This window comes from Serratia sp. Je.1.23.a (assembly GCF_051129805.1).
Lineage (GTDB): Bacteria > Pseudomonadota > Gammaproteobacteria > Enterobacterales > Enterobacteriaceae > Serratia > Serratia liquefaciens.
In genome coordinates this window covers 46,417-63,316 of record NZ_JBCPSR010000003.1, presented here as the reverse complement: position 1 = coordinate 63,316, position 16,900 = coordinate 46,417, and the positions used below count along the sequence as shown (strand labels likewise).

Below are 16,900 nucleotides of genomic sequence, written 5' to 3'. Positions count from 1 at the left end.
ACTGGGCAATTTTTACAAGGATAAATAATGGAACAAACATGGCGTTGGTATGGGCCGAACGATCCGGTCTCTCTTGATGATGTGCGCCAGGCCGGCGCCACTGGCGTCGTCACCGCCTTGCACCATATCCCGAATGGCGAGGTGTGGCCGGTCGAAGAGATCAAGGCCCGTCAGGCCCTATTGGCGGAGAAAGGTTTGGTGTGGTCGGTGGTGGAAAGTATCCCGGTGCATGAGGAGATCAAAACCCACAGCGGCCATTACCGGCAGCATATCGCTAACTATCAGCAATCGCTGCGTAACCTCGCGGCCTGCGGCATCGACACCGTGTGCTACAACTTTATGCCGATCCTGGACTGGACGCGCACCGATCTGGAGTATTTACTGCCGGACGGGTCGAAAGCGTTGCGTTTCGATCAGACCGCCTTCGCGGCTTTTGATCTGCATATCCTGCAACGCGCTGGCGCAGAGCAGGATTACACGCCGCAAGAACAGGAGCAGGCTGCAACCTATTTTTCCGCGATGAACGAGGCGGAGGTTGCCAAGCTGACCGGCAATATTATCGCCGGATTACCGGGGGCCGAAGAGGGCTATACCCTCGATCAATTCCGCGCTCGCCTGGCGGAGTACGATGGGATCGACAAGGCGCAGCTGCGAGAGAATATGGCGGTGTTCCTGCGCGCCATTGTGCCGGTGGCGGAGGAGGTTGGCGTGCGTTTGGCAGTGCATCCGGACGATCCGCCGCGGCCGATTTTGGGGTTGCCGCGCATCGTCTCTACCATTGAGGATATGCAGTGGTTCAAGCAAACGGTCGACAGCCGGTATAACGGCTTCACCATGTGCACCGGCTCTTACGGCGTACGGGCGGATAACGATCTGGTACGGATGATCGAAACCTTCGGCGATCGCATCCACTTCACCCATTTACGTGCTACCTGTCGCGAAGAAAACCCGAAAAGTTTCCACGAGGGGGCGCATCTGCAAGGCGACGTGGACATGGTGGCGGTGATCGAGGCGATCCTCACTGAGGAGCAACGGCGCCATCAGGCAGGCGATCGCCGGCCGATCCCGATGCGTCCCGACCATGGGCACCAGATGCTGGACGATCTGAAGAAAAAAACCAACCCGGGCTACTCGGCGATTGGTCGTTTGAAGGGGTTGGCGGAACTGCGCGGGGTGGAGCTGGCGCTTAAACGCCGCTTCTTCCCGGATTTGCCCTAAGCCATTAAAAAGGGGCCATACAGGCCCCAGAATATCGACTAGTCAGCGCGACTCATGTAGCGGCGCTCGGCAATATGAATGCGGATTTTGTCACCGGCACTGAGGTATTCCGGTACCTGAATGGTCAGGCCAGTCGCCATGGTGGCTGGCTTGTTGCGGGCACTGGCAGAGGCACCTTTGATGCCCGGTGCGGTGTCGACAATTTCCATGTCCACGGTCTGCGGCAGTTCCAGCGCCAACACCTGGCCATCCAGGGTCAGTACCTGCATGCCCGGCAGACCGCCTTCGGGAATAAACAGCAGTTCATCTTCGATCTGGTCTTTCTTAAAGATATACGGGGTGTAATCCTCGTCATCCATAAACACGTATTCTTCGCCGTCGATATAAGAGAAGTTCACCTTGCGGCGTGACAGGCTAATGGTGTCCAGAATATCGTCGCCCTTGAAACGCTCTTCAACCTTCAGCCCGGTGCGGACGTCGGAGAAGCGCATTTTGTACAAGGTGCTGGCGCCGCGCGCGCTTGGGCTTTGCACATCAATGTCTTTCACCAGCAGCAGTTTGCCGTTGTAGTTGATCGCCATGCCGCGCTTAATTTCGTTAGCTTTTGCCATATAAAATAACCTGCAATGAAGAGTATTTGGGAAGTTGCGACAAGTTACTCGCGCCGCTGATTTCAGGCAAGCAGATCGAGCAAAAACAGTGACAGAAAAAGGGGATGGCGGGCGCCATCCCCTCAAATTGCTGACAACGTCCTTTGCAGTTAAAAGTTCTGATCTAGGGACTAAAAAAACAAAGGATGGTGTCTTCTGATTTACCTCAAACATCCGAAAACCACGTTTTTCGGGTGTTTGTCATCAGACTAAGGGGACGGCGGGCGCCATCCCCTACGGTATTACTGGAACACCGGTAACAGACCCAGCAGTGCCAACACGTGCGCGACGGCGTTGATCACCCCGAACAGAATGATGAACAGGATCATGCCGTAGCCACCGGGAGCGCGATATTGCGCTTCGGTAAAGCGGCGGCGGCTGGCACGCGCCATCATGGCCGGTACTATTACCGCCCAAACGGTGGCGGCCAGGCCGGCGAAGCCGATGGCGTAAAGGAAGCCGTTCGGGAACAGCAGGGCGGCAATGGTCGGCGGCGCGAAGGTCACCAGCGCGGTTTTGCTGCGTCCGACGGTGTCATCGCTGAATTTGAAGAAGTCTGCCAGGTAATCGAACAATCCCAGCGACACCCCGAGGAATGAGCTCGCCAGCGCCATATAAGAGAAGGCGTTTAGTAGCTGGCCGACGGTCTGGCTGCTGGAAACGTTGCCCATCTGCTTGAGCAGGCTGCCAATGTTGCCGCCTTCGGCAATCACCTGTTTGAAGGCATCGCGGGCGATGTTGCCCTGAATCACATACTGCCACAGGATATAGATCGCCAGCGCCAGCAGGGTGCCGTACACCAGGCTGCGCACGACTGCGCCGCTGTCTTTGTGGTAGTACTTCACCAGTCCCGGCACGTTGCCGTGGTAACCGAAGGAGGTCAGCAGATAAGGCAGCGCCGCCAGGGCGTAAGGCAGATAGCTGGCCTGGTCGTCACCGCGATTGAACAGTACTGCCGGCTGCACATGCGTGAACATGTCGCCCACCGACATCACAAAGGTGATCACCATACCGCCGATCAGGATCGTGCTCAGGCGATCAACTGCGCGGGTGGAGAGCCACACGATAAACGCCACTACCACGGCAAACACCAACCCGGCGGTGGACTGCCCGACGCCGACGATACCTTCCAGCGTATGGGCGATAATAGAGCCACCGGCGGAGATATAGGCATAGGTGAGGATGTACAGGACAAAGGCGATGGAAATACCGTTAATGGCGTTCCAGCCTTTACCCAGCAGATCTTTGACGATGGTGTGGAAGCTGGCGCCGCTTGGGTAGTGCAGGGCGGCCTCCAGGATCATCAGGCCAGAAATCAGCATGCAGGCCCAGGTATAAACCAGCAGCGCGACGGAGCCGCTGAACCACACGCCAGAAGTGACGATGGGAATGGAGAACATGCCGGCGCCGACGGCGGTGCCTGCAATGATCATCGCGCCGCCAAGCACTGAAGGGCGGGAAAGCTTCTGGATGGTGTCCGCGGACATTTTTGCTCCTGATTGGCCTCGTCGGCCGTGGATTCTTTTGTACTAGCTCAATGGTACATGTGCGGTTAGCGCATGTAAAGCCGCTAATGCGCTTGTTTCATGCATTAATTGGCGGCGGAAGGGGAGCTTATGGCAATTTGCGGGCGGGTGAGAAAACGGGGCGATTCACGATTTAAAACGCGAGATGTAAAGATTCGCGCGCCAACACGGATTATGCTGGCGGCCGATGAGCGCGACTGATATTGTCGCGCTTCAATTCCGCCAGCCCACCGGGAGACTCGCTGATGGACTGTCGTACCGACTGTGGCGCCTGTTGTATTGCGCCTTCAATATCCAGCCCGATCCCCGGCATGCCTAACGGCAAGCCCGCCAACACCCGCTGCATTCATCTGAGCGAGCAGCTGCGTTGCGGTCTGTTTCATTCACCGCTGCGGCCCAAGGTCTGCGGCAGCCTGCAGGCCAGCCGCGAAATGTGCCATGACCACCGCGACCAGGCATTGGTCTATCTGATCAAGCTGGAAGCGGATACTGCACCTTAAGCCTCTTTCAGTTTCCACAGGCACAGCACCGCGCCGACCACCATCGCCAACGCGGAATAAAACACCGCGTGATAGTTCCAGACCTCCGCCACCACGCCGGCGATTGAACCGGCAAAAATCCAGCCCACGCGCGTAGTGTTGGTAAACAAAGTGGTTGCTGCCCCAGCCTGACCGGGCATCAAATCTTGAAAATAGAGCATACCAATGCCTGCCAGCACGCCAATAAACGCCGCGTTGAGCAATTGCAGGGCAATCAGTTGCCAGGTACCGGTGATAAACAGTAACCCGAAGTAAAACAGCAGGCCCGCCGCTACCGCGCAACGCATCAGGAAACGTTTACCGAAGCGTTTCGCCACCATGCCGGCCAGCAACATGGTCGGTATCTCCAGCCCGGCCGCCGTCCCCATCAATATTCCGGCTAACCTTTCCGGCAGTTGCAGCTCATGCACCATATACAGCGGCATATTGATTAAATACATGCTGTTGGCGGTCCACATAAAGGTGCAGGTTAAAAACAGCAGCAGCGTATCGCGGCGATTTTTCCGCGGAGCTTCCAGCGTGGTACTGGAAGCCACCGGCGTTTTACGCATCGACGGCAGCATTTTCCACACCAGCACGCCACACAGGATAAACGCTGCGGCGGCGGCCAGATACATCACCTTAAAACCGAATCCCAATGCCAGCGCAAAGGCGATAGGCGGCCCAATAACCCAGGCGAGAGAAACCTGAGCCCGCAGGATAGAGCTGAACATTACCGCTTCGCGGCCGGTGCGGTCGGCGTGTTCGCGCGCCAGAGCGAACATCTGCGGGTTGGCGGTCGAGCCGAAGCTGGTCAGCATTACGCCGACTGCCAGCAACAGATAATAATTACGGTTCCAGGCGAACAGTACGCAGCCCAGTGCCCCTAACATGCAGCAGAGGAAGATCAGCGTTTTGCGATCCCCTTTTTGATCTGAGCGGCGAGCCAGAAACTGGCTGACCAGGATGCCGATCACCGCGCTGCCGGTGAAAAATAACCCAACCATGGAAGGGCGCACCTTCACCTCGGTTGCCAGGAACAGGCTCAGAGTCGGGGTTTGTAACGCACCGGCAATCCCGGTGAGGAACGCCACCACTAAAAAGGCCAGCGAGGTCAGATCGGGCGAGCGTCGCGTTACCGCAGTTGAAGTAGGCATAGAGGTCAGCAAATAGCCGTAAATGAGGGAGTCGCGCGCATAATACGCCTGTTTAAAAAGAACAAAAACCGGTTTCATTCTGCTTAATGGTAAAAAGTTCTTTCCTGCATCAGGCTAAAAAAAGGGCGATGTCACCATCGCCCTGGGTATGACAAACTTCGACGTTAGGCGCCAGCCGGCACGTCGTGCGCGGTGTTTTTCAGCACCTCGCCCTGATACTTCTCGATCTGAAGCTGTGCCATTTGCCCGCAGTTACCCTGAGCCAGGCTGGAGGAGCCGACGTCGAAGGTCAGGCAGTTGACGTTGCCGTTCTTGCACAGCGAACCTGGCTGTGACGGATCGGCCGGATCGAACCAGGCACCTTCGCTGATGCGCACCACGCCAGGGCGCACGTCTTCGCTCACCACCGCACCCACCAGGATCTGGCCGCGATCGTTAAAGGCCCGCACCAGATCGCCATTGGCAATGCCGCGTGACTGGGCGTCCTGCGGGTGGATCACAATCGCTTCCCGATCGGCTACCGCGTATTTCTTGCGCAGTGGCGTGTTGTCGAGCTGCGAATGCAGGCGGTTGATCGGGTGCGCGGTGTTCAGCGACAGCGGGTATTTCACCGCTTCCGGGCCGCGATACCATTCATGCGGCGGCATCCAGGTCGGAATGCCTGGGCAATCCTGATACTTCATTTTGGCAATGGCGTCGGAGTAGATCTCGATTTTACCGGATGGCGTCCCCAGTGGATTGAGCAGCGGGTTTTCGCGATAGTCGGCGAAACGCACCCATTGGGTATTGGCCTCCGGCACCGGGAAGCGCACGTAGTTGTTGGACTCCCAGAACATATCGAACGGTGGCAGGGCTACCCGTGCAGCACGTGCCTGAGTTTTCATGTCATCGTACATGCCTTTCAGCCATTGGGTTTCATCTTTGCCTTCGGTAAAGGCGTCCTGCACCCCCAGCTTAGCCGCCATGGCCGCGAAAATATCGAAATCGCTGCGTGATTCATGCTGCGGCGCGACGCACTGGTGCATCGGGAACACATAAAGCTGTGAGTAATCGCCGCCCATTTCGAGATCGTTGCGTTCGTAGCTGGTGGTGGCCGGCAGAACGATATCGGCATGCTTGGCGGTGGCGGTCCAATAAGGCTCGTTCACCACGATGGTGTCCGGCCGCTGCCAGGCCTTGACCAGATTGTTGGTGTCCTGATGCTGGTGGAAGGTGTTGCCGCCCGCCACATACACCATTTTCACCTCGGGGTAGGTGACCTGTGCGCCGTTGAAATTAATTGTCTTGCCCGGGTTGGTCAGGCATTCGGCGATGCGCGCCACCGGGATCGGTGCCGGTGAGTTCTTCGGCGCGTTACCGGCAGAAATACCGGAGATGATGCCGCCTTTCGCCGTCGGGCTGCCGCCGGAGGAGTAGTGATAGCTGAAACCGAAGCCGCCGCCCGGCAGGCCAATCTGGCCGAGCATCGCCGCCACGGTAACCAATAGCCAATGCTGCTGTTCGCCATGATGCTGGCGTTGGATCCCCCAGCCGCCCATGATCATGGTGCGATTTTTCGCCATGTCGCGTGCTAACTGACGCAGCACGTCAGCATCGACGCCGCACACATCGGCCGCCCATTCGGCAGTTTTCGGCGTACCGTCGGTTTCACCCAACAGATAAGCCTGGAACTTGTCGAAACCGGCGGTGTAGGTTTTCAGGAAGTCCGGGTTATGCAGCTTCTCGGTCAGTAGCGTGTGGGCGATGCCGATCAGCATGGCGCCGTCGGTATAAGGACGCGGAGCGATCCACTGCGCATCGACGAATTTTGCGCTGTCGTTGTGTACCGGATCAATGCTGATCACTCGGGTGCCTTTCTTCTTCAGCGCCTCAAAGCCCGTCTGGCCGTAGTGGTCCGGGACGTTCCAGCTGTTTTTCAGCGTGATCATCGGGTTACAGCCCCACAGCACCACCAGTTGGCTGTTTTCAATCACGTTCGGCCAGGCGGTCTGCTGTTCGTAAACCTCCATGGAGCCCACCACGTGCGACATGATCACCTGCGCGGCACCGGTGGAGTAGTCGCCCGCGTAACCAAGGAAGCCGCCGGTCAGGTTCATCAGGCGTTGCAGCAGCGTGCGGCTGTTATGCAGCATCCCGACGCTTTTCCAGCCATAAGAACCGGCATAAATGGACTGCGGGCCATGGTCTTTCTGCAAGCGGGTGATCTCACCACAGACCAAATCAATCGCCTTGTCCCAACTAACGCGTACCCACTCGTCACGACCACGCAGTTCGGTACGGCTGCCAGGGCCGCCTTCCAGCCAACTTTTGCGCACCATCGGGTATTTGATACGGTTTTCGGCGTGCACCTGATAGGGCGCCATGGTGATCAGTTCGTTCGGATAAGGATCGTCTTTGACCGGCTGCACGCCGACCATTTTACCGTCCTGGACGATGGCTTCGAAGGCGCCCCAGTGCGCGCCGGTCAAAATGCCTTTTTGTGCCTGACGCAACACGACGAATTGCGGCAGCGCCTGGCTGATGGCCTGGGCCAACGCTGACTTGGGCCACAGGCCCGCCAGTAGCGGTGCTGCGGCCAGCGCGGTCGCGCCAGTCAGGAAGCGGCGGCGGCTCATTTTTAACGCTTGTTGTTGATACTTGCTCATTTCGCTTCTCCCTTAAAGCTTGGCTGGTGCGGCTGGCTGCATGTCACTGGCGTGTTTCTGCACGTACTGTGTCAGAACGCGCAGCTGTTCCTGCGTCAGCGAAGTGCGTGGAGCCATACCTTTAATTACGCCGATCCACTGGTTGGCGTTGAAGCGATCGAGGGCCGTGAGGCCGTGACAACCGGTGCAGTTGGCCGACATCATATCTGCCGTGTAGCGCCAGATTTTTTGCTGATCGTCGATCAGTTGTTTGCGCGGCAGCCAAACTTGCAGAGAAACCTGATGCCATACCAGACCGGTTTCGGCATCGGTCATGGTGGTGCCGGTTTTCAGCAGTTTGCGAGCGTCTTCACCCAGCAGCACGCTGAGGATGCGTTTGCCCTGCGCGGCGTAGAACACTTCAGCGACACCGTCTTGCTGCCAGCCGGTGACGTTGGCCAGCACTTTGTCGCCTTCCTGTTTCACCACCTGCACTTCGGTGGATGGCATCAGGTTGCCGGCATTGTGGCTGTCGTCCGGTTTGAGGAAGAAGGGTTCTGTGGCAATGGTGTACAACGTGGTGGCGGTTGGCGAGGTTTCAGCGGCGGCTTTCGCCAACTCGGCGGCTCCGGCCTGGGCTGCACCGCTCATGTCCGGCAGGATATGTGCGACGCCTTTATGGCAGTCGATACAGGTTTCACCCTGCTTGATGGCCACCGGATGCTGGATACGCGCTTCAGGCCGTTGGGCGGTGATGTCCATTGCGTCAAAGCTGTGGCAAGAGCGGCAGGTGGCGGAGTCGTTTTCTTTGAGCGTTTTCCAGACCGACTGCGCCATGGCCAGCTTGTGCGCCTCGTATTTCTCAGGCGTATCGATGGTGCCCACCATCTCGCCATAAATGTCTTTTACCGCGCGGATTTTGGTCCACAGGTAGTCGAGTGGCTCATGGGGAACGTGACAGTCGGCACATTCAGCGCGAATGCCCTTGGTATTTTGGAAGTGAACGCTGCCCTGATATTCGGCCAGCGGTTGTTGCATGGTGTGGCAGGAGACGCAGAAGGCGGTGTCGCTGGTTTTATGGAATACGGTGGCGGTACCCGCCAATAATGCTGCCCCGAGGATAATTCCGAGCAGCAAAATCCACAGCCATCCCCAGCGGTGCTTTTTTATCAAGCCAGTGAGTTTATTGGTCATATTGAATCCGCTTATAATTATGAAATACCAAGGAAAACCTTGCCAAAAAAAAGTGCCGGACGAGCGCCGACATACCTGAGGAAGTATAGGTACTATTGGTAAAGTCATCTAATACTATAGGGGTATTTTTAGAAGAAAAATGGTCGTTCGGGGGATTTTTCAGCGTTATACTCTGGATTATATAACGCATTTTTCATGTGGATTTATCAGACTATGAGCGAGATCACGGAAAGGAGAGCTAAACCGTGATTGAAAACAGCTATTTTGCCGGTAGGTAAGTTTGGCCCGTTTGCCACAGATGAATGGCATTACGGCTGGCTTCAAAATGCGGTTCAGGTAATGCATCCGGCAGGCACCAGCGCCATTCAGCACATTTTTCCGGTTCTTTCAGCTCGGCTTCCCCGCCAGGATGGGGCGTCAGCAAACAGATGGAAACCGTATGCTTTCCCTCGGCGCGCCAGGTTTGCAGATTATTGCTGATGCCGACAAAGCTCGGTGGGGCGATGATCAGCCCGGTCTCTTCGGCGATCTCGCGCTGTGCGCACTGTTCAAAGGTTTCGCCGGCATCCAGATGCCCGCCGGGGATGGACCAGAAGGGGGCGTGCTTGCCGCAGCGTTTGCCCAGCAAAATTTCCCCTTGTTCATTGACAATGATTACGCCTACGCCCGCCACTACAGTCATGTTTCCCTCCGTCAGCAAAATTTCAGCACAGTATGTCATTTTAGCGCTGCGACTGGTAACCCTAAGGGAAAAGTGTGCGTAAGGTCAAAAATCTATCACGTCAAAATTGAGAAAACTTGCTTTCGCTCATGGGGCCTTACACACTCCTTGAAACGTTTCAGCGTTATGGGCGCGATAATGTCGTACCGGTAACGCTCCTTTTTCCCAACGAAGCTGAAACGATTCAATTCAGCAGGAGAGGAGAATCATGTTCCAGTTGTCTCAGCAAGATATTCACCTGGGTGCTACCGCGAGTAACAAACAGGAAGCCATCCGTCAGGTGGCTGCCGCACTGACCGAGGCCGGCTGCGTCAGCGCGCCTTACGTGGACGGCATGTTGCAGCGTGAGCTGCAAACTTCCACTTATCTTGGGAACGGTATCGCCATCCCGCATGGCACTACCGATACCCGCGATCTGGTGCTGAACACCGGCGTGCAGGTGTTTCAGTTCCCTCAGGGTATCGAGTGGGGCGAAGGCCAAACTGCTTACGTAGTGATCGGCATTGCCGCACGTTCCGATGAACACCTGGCGCTGTTGCGTCAGTTGACCCACGTTCTGAGCGACGACAGCGTAGCCGAACAGCTGGCGAAAACCACCTCGGCAGAAGAGTTACGCAGCTTGTTGATGGGCGAAAAGCTGACGGCGGAATTCAAGTTCGACGCTTCCTTGATTGCGCTAGACGTGGCCGCCGACAGCCTGATGACGCTGCAGGCGCTGAATGCGGGCCGCCTGCAGAAAATCGGTGCGGTTAACGCTCAATTCGTCAGCGACGTCATCACCCGCAAGCCGCTGAATCTGGGGCAGGGCATTTGGCTGAGTGACAGCACCGAAGGCAACTTGGCCAGCGCGGCTACGGTAAGCCGTCCGGCGCAGCCGTTTGATGAAGAGGGCGAGCAGGTTGCGCTGTTGCTGACGCTGTCGGTGGCTGACTCGCAGCCGCTGGCGGTGCTGAACTACCTCAGCGATCTGCTGTTGGCGAACAAAGCTGAACGCTTGCTGAACGCGGATGCCGTCACGCTGTTGGCATTGCTGACCAGTGAGGTGGAAGAAGAAAATACCACGCTGAGCGCTGAGTACGTGATCCGTAACGAACATGGCCTGCATGCCCGTCCGGGCACGGCGCTGGTCAATGTAATCAAGCAATTCAGCAGTGAAATTACCGTCACTAACCTGGATGGCAGTGGCAAACCGGCCAACGGACGTAGCCTGATGAAGGTGGTGGCGTTGGGCGTGAAGAAAGGACATCACCTGCGTTTTACCGCCAAAGGTGAAGATGCTGAAACGGCGCTGAAGGCGATCGGTGAAGCGATTAACGAAGGACTGGGCGAGGGCGCAGCATGAGCAGAAGAGTAGCAACAATTACCTTGAATCCGGCTTACGATCTGGTGGGCTTTTGCCCGGAGATCGAGCGCGGTGAAGTGAATCTGGTCAAAACCGCCGGCCTTCACGCCGCCGGGAAAGGCATCAACGTCGCCAAGGTGCTGAAGGATCTGGGTATTGATGTGACGGTGGGCGGCTTCCTGGGAAAAGACAACCAGGACGGTTTCCAACTGCTGTTCAGCGATCTGGGCATTGCCAACCGCTTCCAGGTGGTGCCGGGACGGACCCGTATTAACGTCAAACTGACCGAAAAAGACGGTGAAGTCACCGATTTCAATTTCTCCGGTTTTGAAGTCAGCGGGCAGGACTGGGAACGTTTCGTGACCGATTCCCTGAGCTGGCTGGGCCAGTTCGACATGGTCGCGGTCAGCGGCAGCCTGCCGGCGGGGGTCGATCCCGACGCTTTCACCGACTGGATGATCCGTTTGCGTGCCCAGTGCCCGTGCATCATTTTCGACAGCAGCCGTGAAGCCCTGGTTGCCGGCTTGAAAGCGGCGCCGTGGTTGGTGAAACCGAATCGCCGCGAGCTGGAAATTTGGGCCGGGCGTCCGTTGCCGCAGCTGGCTGACGTGGTCGAAGCGGCGCATGCGCTGCGCGATCAGGGCATTGCCCACGTGGTTATCTCCCTCGGTGCCGAAGGCGCGCTGTGGGTCAACGCGTCCGGCGCCTGGATTGCCAAGCCACCGGCCTGCGAAGTGGTCAGCACCGTGGGTGCCGGCGACTCGATGGTCGGCGGCCTGATTTACGGCCTGCTGATGCGTGAATCCAGTGAACACACTTTGCGTTTGGCCACCGCCGTGGCTGCGCTGGCGGTAAGCCAGAGCAACGTTGGCGTGACCGACCGTCCACAGTTGGCCGCGATGATGGCGCGTGTCGATCTGAAACCTTTTAATCAATAGCAGGAGGCAGAATGAAAACACTGCTGATGATAGACAATTCGCTGGGGCAGGCACGTAGTCACCTGGCGAAACGCATGCTTGGCGCTGCTGCGGTGAAAACCGGCCTGACGTTGGTTGAGTCAGCCGCTGAGGCTGAACTGGTGGTGGTGGCAGGGCAAACTGTACCTGCTGATGCCGCGCTGAACGGCAAACGGGTTTATGTGGGTGACGTGGCGCATGCGGTGCGTGAGCCGGAAGCCTTCCTGGCGCAGGCGATGGCCGAAGCGAAAGCCTATCAGGCACCGGCCGCGGCAGCCGTCGAACCGGCTAAAGCCGCCGGTCAAAAACGTATCGTGGCGATCACCGCTTGCCCGACCGGCGTGGCCCATACCTTTATGGCGGCCGAAGCCATTGAAAGCGAAGCCAAAAAGCGTGGCTGGTGGGTGAAAGTTGAAACCCGCGGCTCCGTCGGCGCCGGCAATGCCATTACGCCAGAAGAAGTGGCGGCGGCCGACCTGGTGATCGTGGCGGCGGACATTGAAGTGGATCTGGATAAGTTTGCCGGCAAGCCGATGTACCGTACCTCTACCGGTCTGGCGCTGAAAAAAACGGCGCAGGAACTGGACAAGGCGCAGGCCGAGGCCGAGATTTTCCAACCGCAAAAAAGCGGTGCGCCGGCCACCGCCGGTAAGAAGAAAGAGAGCGCCGGTCCTTATCGTCACCTGTTGACCGGCGTGTCTTACATGCTGCCGATGGTGGTGGCGGGTGGTTTGTGTATCGCATTGTCGTTCGTGTTCGGTATCAAGGCATTCGAAGTCAAGGGCACGCTGGCAGCGGCGTTGATGCAGATCGGCGGCGGCTCAGCCTTTGCGCTGATGGTGCCGGTATTGGCCGGTTTTATTGCCTTCTCGATCGCTGACCGTCCGGGCCTGACACCAGGGTTAATTGGCGGCATGCTGGCCGTCAGCACCGGCGCCGGTTTCCTCGGCGGTATCATTGCCGGTTTCCTGGCGGGCTATGTGGCCAAATTTATCAGCACCAAACTGCGTCTGCCGCAGAGTATGGAAGCGCTGAAGCCGATCCTGATCATTCCCTTGGTCGCCAGCCTGATTGTCGGCTTGATCATGATTTTCATCGTCGGCACGCCGGTAGCGAAAATTATGGAAGGGCTGACTCACTGGCTGCAATCACTGGGTACCGCCAATGCGGTGCTGCTGGGGGCGATCCTCGGTGCCATGATGTGTACCGATATGGGCGGTCCGGTTAACAAGGCGGCCTATGCTTTTGGTGTGGCGCTGCTGAGCTCGTCGGTATATGCCCCTATGGCGGCCATTATGGCGGCCGGTATGGTGCCACCGCTGGCGATGGGTCTGGCAACATTACTGGCGCGTCGCAAGTTCGAGAAGTCCGAGCAGGAAGGCGGTAAAGCAGCGCTGGTGTTGGGCCTGTGCTTTATCTCCGAAGGCGCCATTCCGTTTGCAGCCCGTGATCCGATGCGCGTGTTGCCATGCTGCATCGCGGGTGGTGCATTGACCGGCGCACTGTCGATGGCATTCGGCGCCAAGCTGATGGCACCGCACGGTGGGTTGTTCGTTCTGCTGATCCCTGGCGCTATCACACCGGTGCTGTTGTATCTGGTGGCGATCGTTGCCGGTACGCTGTTGGCAGGGGTGTCTTACGCACTGCTGAAACGCGCTGAAGTCCCTGCGGCTACGGTAGCGTAATGCTGGCGCAGGCAATAAAAAACCGGAGCTCAGGCTCCGGTTTTTTTATCTGGCAATTACTGCTGCGCCTTCAGCCAGGCGATCTCTTCCGCCCAGATATCCGGGTTTACGGTTTCCAGGATCAGCGGGATATTGTTGAAACGATCGTCACGCATGATATAGCTGAATACTGTTTTACCGATATTGCCTTCACCCAGGCTGTGGTGACGGTCGACGCGGCTGCCAAACTCGCTCTTGGCGTCGTTCAGGTGCATGCCGCGCAGGTACTTGAACCCCACGATGTCGCCGAGCTCTTTAAACGTCTGCTCGCAGGTTTCTTCGGTACGCAAATCGTAACCGGCGGCAAAGGCGTGGCAGGTATCGATGCAAACGCCGACGCGGCTCTTGTCTTCCACGCCATCGATAATCGCCGCCAAATGTTCAAATTTGAAGCCCAGATTGCTGCCCTGACCGGCGGTGTTTTCGATAACCGCCGTCACGCCCTCGGTCTTGTCCAGCACCATGTTGATGGATTCAGCGATGCGTGCCAGGCATTTGTCTTCCTCAATTTGCAACAGGTGGCTGCCGGGGTGGAAGTTCAGCAGGGTCAGCCCCAGCTGTTCGCAGCGCTGCATTTCATCAAGGAAGGCTTCGCGGGATTTTTCCAACGCCTCGGTCACCGGATGGCCAAGGTTAATCAGATAGCTGTCGTGCGGCAGGATCTGCCCTGGGCCGTAGCCGTACTGCGCACAGGCGCTTTTAAACTTATCGATCACGTCGGCAGGCAGCGGGGCGGCCTTCCATTGACGCTGATTTTTAGTGAACAGGGCGAATGCGGTCGCCTCCAATTCGTGCGCGCGGATAACCGCCTGATCCACGCCGCCTGACGCGCTGACATGTGCACCGACAAACTTCATTTTCATTCTCCTGTGTAATCGGCGTCATTATGGCATTGATAGCGGAAGGATTGAATGGCAGGAAAAGCGCAGGCCCGCGGTTGCGGGCCTGAAGGGAAGCAAATCAGATAAAATACTGCACCAGAAGGTTAATGGCGCCGCCGCCCACAATCAACCAAACGAACAGCAACGTGGCGAGCAGGATTGGCTTAACCCCGGCCTGGCGCACCGCGCTGATGTGGGTGGTCAACCCCAGCGCCGCCATGGCCATCGCCAACATCCAGGTATCGGCGGTAATCAGGTGTTTTACCAGCGCCGCCGGGATCAGGTCGAATGAGTTCAACCCGGCAACGGCGATAAACAGCACCGCAAACCACGGAATGGTTATCGCGGATTTTTCTGCCTGGCTACCGGTGCTTCCTGCGCTACGGCTGCGGCTGATGTAGCCTGAGAGCAGCAGCAGGAAAGGGGCCAGCATCATGACGCGGATCATTTTGGCGATGACCGCGGCGTTTTCAGCATCCGGCCCGATAGCGTGCCCGGCAGCGACCACCTGCGCCACTTCATGAATGGTTGAACCGGTAAAGATGCCGAAACTTTCCTGATTAAACGGCAGCCACTGGAAATGCTCGTTCAACTGATACAGCCACGGATAAGCGAAGATCGCCAGCGTACCGAAGACCACCACGGTGCTTACCGCCACCGCCACCTTGTTGGAGTCGGCTTTCAACACCGGCTCGGTCGCCATCACGGCCGCCGCGCCGCAAATGCTGCTGCCGGCGCCGATCAGCATCACGGTCTGGCTGTCGATACCGAACACTCTTTTACCCAGCCAGCAGGCGAGCAGGAAAGTGGTGCTCAGGGTCAATGCATCAATAATGATGCCGGTGGTGCCTACGTCAGCAATTTGCTGAAACGTCAGGCGAAAACCGTAAAGGATAATGCCCAGACGCAATAAACGCTGTTTAGCGAGCTGAACACCGCCATGGCAGCTCGGTTGTAGCCAGGGATACAGCGTATTGCCGACTAAAATACCGAGCAAAATCGCCAGCGTCAGCGCGCCCAGTCCCAGCCCGGCTACCCAGGGAATATCACCTACCCAGACCGCCAGCGCAGTGATGGCACCGGTTAGCAGCAGCCCCGGCACCAGCCGAGGTAGACCGAATAGCGGAAATTGCCGCGTTGGAAAATCGTGTGTGGTATTGGTCGCCATAAGTCAGCCCTTGTCATCAAATCCTTGAGCCAAAGACTACGTGCTGGCGACATAAAAGAGAAATTGATTATATATTTATAACCTATCTGAATAAGTGGTTAGTCTGCGGCCTGAAGCATGAGTGACCCCCATGTCGATTTCTGCAAACGTGATAACCTTAGTGTTATTCACCCTGTGCGTTGCTGCCGGCCAGTGGCGCAGATTTAGCATGAGTTTCAGTGGCTTTACTGACAGGCCGCTTTTTTGTATATCGAGAAGTTTATGCATATCACCTTACGTCAATTGGAAGTTTTTACCGAAGTGCTGAAAAGCGGTTCGACCACGCAGGCCTCGGTCGTTCTGGCGTTATCGCAATCGGCAGTCAGTGCGGCGCTGGCCGATTTGGAAGGGCAGCTGGGCGTGCAGTTGTTCGATCGTGTCGGTAAACGTCTGGTCATCAATGAGCATGGGCGGCTGCTGTACCCGAAGGCGCTGGCGTTGCTGGAGCAGGCCGGAGAGATTGAGCAACTCTTCCGCCATGACGGCGGTGCGCTGCGTATCGCGGCCAGCAGTACCATCGGCAACTATATGTTGCCGGAGATGATTGCCCGTTATCGGCAAGATTTTCCCGCCACGCCGCTGGAGCTCAATGTGGGAAACAGTCAGGACGTGATTGTCGCGGTCGCAGATTTTAGGGTCGATTTAGGCCTGATCGAAGGCCCTTGCCATATGCCAGAGCTGGTCACCCAGCCGTGGCTGGAGGATGAGCTGGTGGTGTTCGCTGCACCGGACAATCCGCTGGCGGGCCAGCCTTTAACCTTGGCGATGTTGGCGAATGCGCCGTGGATCCTGCGCGAACGGGGCTCGGGCACGCGTGAAGTGTTGGATCATCTGTTACTGGCGCATCTGCCGCACTTTCAGCTGGTGATGGAGCTGGGGAACTCGGAAGCGATCAAACATGCGGTTCGCCACGGCATTGGTATCAGTTGCCTGTCGCGGCGGGTGATAGGCGAACAGTTGGCCAGCGGCGCGCTGGTGGAACTGCAGCTGCCGTTGCCGCCCTTGATGCGAACGCTTTATCTGATCCATCACCGGCAAAAGCACATCTCCAACGCCCTGCAGCGTTTTCTCAGCTACTGCACGCTTGTGTCCTAAAAATGCCTCCGTAAGCAGAAACGAAGCATAAAAATCTGCACCCTGTCACATTAATGACAGTAAGTAAGGCCTAGAGGGCCGTTGCTA

14 protein-coding genes are annotated in these 16,900 nt (G+C 57.4%); 6 read left to right on the top strand and 8 right to left on the bottom strand.

The window, feature by feature from the left end; all coding sequences use genetic code 11:
• Positions 1-27: 27 nt before the first annotated feature.
• Complete coding sequence (gene uxuA, locus AAZT04_RS12490; RefSeq protein WP_020827770.1) at positions 28-1,218, top strand: mannonate dehydratase; 1,191 nt, start codon at positions 28-30, stop codon at positions 1,216-1,218.
• A gap of 38 nt (positions 1,219-1,256) precedes the next feature.
• On the opposite strand, the gene yeiP is transcribed toward uxuA, so the two are convergent.
• Both yeiP and mtr read right to left on the bottom strand, forming a co-directional pair.
• Complete coding sequence (yeiP, locus tag AAZT04_RS12485; RefSeq protein WP_020827769.1) at positions 1,257-1,829, bottom strand: elongation factor P-like protein YeiP; 573 nt, start codon at positions 1,827-1,829, stop codon at positions 1,257-1,259.
• Between the two features lie 281 nt (positions 1,830-2,110).
• Complete coding sequence (gene mtr, locus AAZT04_RS12480) at positions 2,111-3,355, bottom strand: tryptophan permease (RefSeq protein ID WP_020827768.1); 1,245 nt, start codon at positions 3,353-3,355, stop codon at positions 2,111-2,113.
• Positions 3,356-3,639: 284 nt separating this feature from the next.
• Between mtr and AAZT04_RS12475 the strand changes: the two genes are divergently transcribed.
• On the top strand, positions 3,640-3,894 hold the full coding sequence (locus AAZT04_RS12475) for a YkgJ family cysteine cluster protein (RefSeq protein ID WP_044552526.1): 255 nt from the start codon (positions 3,640-3,642) through the stop codon (positions 3,892-3,894).
• Here AAZT04_RS12475 and AAZT04_RS12470 read toward each other — a convergent pair.
• From AAZT04_RS12470 to AAZT04_RS12455, 4 genes are all read right to left on the bottom strand, one after another.
• Complete coding sequence (locus tag AAZT04_RS12470; RefSeq protein ID WP_129940882.1) at positions 3,891-5,069, bottom strand: sugar efflux transporter; 1,179 nt, start codon at positions 5,067-5,069, stop codon at positions 3,891-3,893. The two genes, AAZT04_RS12475 and AAZT04_RS12470, sit on opposite strands and share 4 nt — an antisense overlap.
• 164 nt (positions 5,070-5,233) lie before the next feature.
• Positions 5,234-7,714, bottom strand: a complete 2,481-nt coding sequence (gene torA, locus AAZT04_RS12465; protein WP_020827765.1) for a trimethylamine-N-oxide reductase TorA — start codon at positions 7,712-7,714, stop codon at positions 5,234-5,236.
• 12 nt (positions 7,715-7,726) lie between these two features.
• Positions 7,727-8,887, bottom strand: a complete 1,161-nt coding sequence (locus tag AAZT04_RS12460; RefSeq protein ID WP_020827764.1) for a NapC/NirT family cytochrome c — start codon at positions 8,885-8,887, stop codon at positions 7,727-7,729.
• Positions 8,888-9,146: 259 nt separating this feature from the next.
• Positions 9,147-9,569 carry a nucleotide triphosphate diphosphatase NUDT15 gene (locus AAZT04_RS12455; RefSeq protein ID WP_020827763.1) on the bottom strand — a complete coding sequence of 141 codons (423 nt, stop codon included), beginning with the start codon at positions 9,567-9,569 and terminating at the stop codon, positions 9,147-9,149.
• Between the two features lie 247 nt (positions 9,570-9,816).
• On the opposite strand from AAZT04_RS12455, the gene fruB reads away from it, so the two are divergent.
• Genes fruB through fruA form a run of 3 tightly spaced genes read left to right on the top strand, consistent with a single transcriptional unit; the run spans position 9,817 to position 13,591 of the window.
• A complete protein-coding gene (gene fruB, locus AAZT04_RS12450; protein ID WP_048759223.1) occupies positions 9,817-10,950 on the top strand; it encodes a fused PTS fructose transporter subunit IIA/HPr protein in 1,134 nt (377 codons plus the stop codon).
• Positions 10,947-11,888, top strand: a complete 942-nt coding sequence (gene fruK / locus AAZT04_RS12445; protein ID WP_012145945.1) for a 1-phosphofructokinase — start codon at positions 10,947-10,949, stop codon at positions 11,886-11,888. Before fruB ends, fruK begins: the two co-directional genes overlap by 4 nt.
• Before the next feature lie 11 nt (positions 11,889-11,899).
• Complete coding sequence (gene fruA / locus AAZT04_RS12440) at positions 11,900-13,591, top strand: PTS fructose transporter subunit IIBC (RefSeq protein WP_020827760.1); 1,692 nt, start codon at positions 11,900-11,902, stop codon at positions 13,589-13,591.
• Between the two features lie 56 nt (positions 13,592-13,647).
• Here fruA and nfo read toward each other — a convergent pair whose 3' ends face one another.
• Complete coding sequence (gene nfo / locus AAZT04_RS12435) at positions 13,648-14,487, bottom strand: deoxyribonuclease IV (protein WP_020827759.1); 840 nt, start codon at positions 14,485-14,487, stop codon at positions 13,648-13,650.
• A 103-nt stretch (positions 14,488-14,590) separates the two neighbouring features.
• A complete protein-coding gene (locus tag AAZT04_RS12430) occupies positions 14,591-15,679 on the bottom strand; it encodes a YeiH family protein (RefSeq protein ID WP_434680307.1) in 1,089 nt (362 codons plus the stop codon).
• Between the two features lie 261 nt (positions 15,680-15,940).
• Between AAZT04_RS12430 and yieE the strand changes: the two genes are divergently transcribed.
• The gene (yieE, locus tag AAZT04_RS12425) at positions 15,941-16,813 is read left to right on the top strand and encodes a DNA-binding transcriptional regulator YeiE (protein WP_129983401.1); all 873 of its coding nucleotides are present in this window, start codon (positions 15,941-15,943) and stop codon (positions 16,811-16,813) included.
• Positions 16,814-16,900: the final 87 nt, after the last annotated feature.